This is a genomic window from Mycobacterium innocens (assembly GCF_900566055.1).
Lineage (GTDB): Bacteria > Actinomycetota > Actinomycetes > Mycobacteriales > Mycobacteriaceae > Mycobacterium > Mycobacterium innocens.
Map to the genome: position 1 here is coordinate 1 of NZ_UPHQ01000302.1, position 1,301 is coordinate 1,301.

A 1,301-nucleotide genomic window follows, 5' to 3' on the forward strand; every position below is an offset into this window, starting at 1 on the left:
AACCTGCAAAACGCCATCAGATACGCCCAGCACACCGCCGCCGAACTCGACACCGCACACCAACACGCAGCGCACCTCGCTGCCGCCGAACCAGCACACCAACTATCAAGCCCCAACACCAAACGCCCGGGGCCAAAATTCATGCAGATCAGTGGGGCCAAACCACTTGACGAAACGCAGCCCCCGCGCCAACCGCCGCCATACGTCGAGGCCCCACTAGCCGACGAGGCCGCCACCACCGCCTGCACCTGCGCCGCCTGCGCACTCAACGTCTGCGCAAAAGCCAACGTCGAGGCCGGGCCAGACCCCGACGCCAACGTCGCATAGTTGTCCTCCGGCGAAAACACCGGCCACGGATGCACCACCACAATCGCCGAACCGCTACAGCGTCATCGCCGCCGCGCGCAGCGCCTCACTCGCCACCGTCATCTCGGCCGACACCGACTGCGCATCAGAAAACACCCCGCGCGCCGCGGCATGCTCAGCAGCGGTGCTCACATACGCTGCTCCCACCTCGGCCAGCGCCGCAGCGAACGCCGCCGAATCGCCATCCTCGCCCATCGGCATCACCCCCACCAATGTCGGCGCACCCGCGGCAATCCCAGCACCCTGCTGCCCAGCCAATCCCGCCTGAGCTGCGGCCGAAGCTCCCACCACCACCGGCTCCACCGCAAACACCATCAGCTACGACCTCCCACTCACACCCCACCGACAAACACCAGCCGATCCAATCCCGCATCTACCATCCCGGCAGCACACCTAACACCACCCATACCAACCGGGCACATGTCCGCCCACTGCCGGCAGAGGCTCCACCAAATCCCTTCGCCTGGCCGGCAAAGTTACGCGGGGGCAGATTAACAACTTGCAACCAACCTGGTACTGCTGAGGGTGTCGCACGAATCCATGGTTTGAATGGTTTATTTCCGTGTCGATTTGAGTCAAAGATGCTGCTACCTGCGATAATTCGAAGTGTCGGTGAATCTGCGCGTGGGTGATGTCGATCAGTTGATGCTGATGCCGCCGTCGATGCGGGAGTGGCTGCCCGAGGATCATCTGGCGTTCTTCGTGCTTGACGTCGTCGCTGAGCTGGATTTGAACGCGTTCTATGCGGCGTATCGGGTCGATGGCAAGGGCGGGTCGGTGTATGACCCGGCGATGATGCTGGCAGTACTGAATCGTCCCGGGTTTCGTGCGCACTTCCTTTCTTGGGAAGGATGGCACGATGCCAAGCAAGTACGACGAGAACACCAAGGCCAAGGCGGTCCGATTGGTCCGTGAGCATGCCGACGACTACGACT

3 protein-coding genes are annotated in these 1,301 nt (G+C 62.6%); 2 read left to right on the forward strand and 1 reads right to left on the reverse strand.

What is annotated here, in order from left to right:
* On the forward strand, window positions 1–327 hold a 327-nt coding region (locus tag EET03_RS30560; RefSeq protein ID WP_167470728.1), incomplete at its 5' end, for a hypothetical protein.
* 54 nt (window positions 328–381) lie between these two features.
* On the opposite strand, the gene EET03_RS28180 is transcribed toward EET03_RS30560, so the two are convergent.
* Window positions 382–681, reverse strand: coding sequence for a PE domain-containing protein (locus tag EET03_RS28180; protein ID WP_099194168.1), 300 nt, complete (start codon window positions 679–681; stop codon window positions 382–384).
* A gap of 309 nt (window positions 682–990) precedes the next feature.
* Here EET03_RS28180 and EET03_RS30565 point away from each other — a divergent pair, with 309 nt between their 5' ends.
* Complete coding sequence (locus tag EET03_RS30565; RefSeq protein WP_167470727.1) at window positions 991–1,281, forward strand: hypothetical protein; 291 nt, start codon at window positions 991–993, stop codon at window positions 1,279–1,281.
* Window positions 1,282–1,301: the final 20 nt, after the last annotated feature.

What these genes read in the sequence shown, in the direction of transcription:
- EET03_RS28180 (WP_099194168.1), bottom strand. Translation starts at nt 681, where the DNA reads ATGGTGTTTGCGGTGGAGCCGGTGGTGGTGGGAGCTTCGGCCGCAGCT.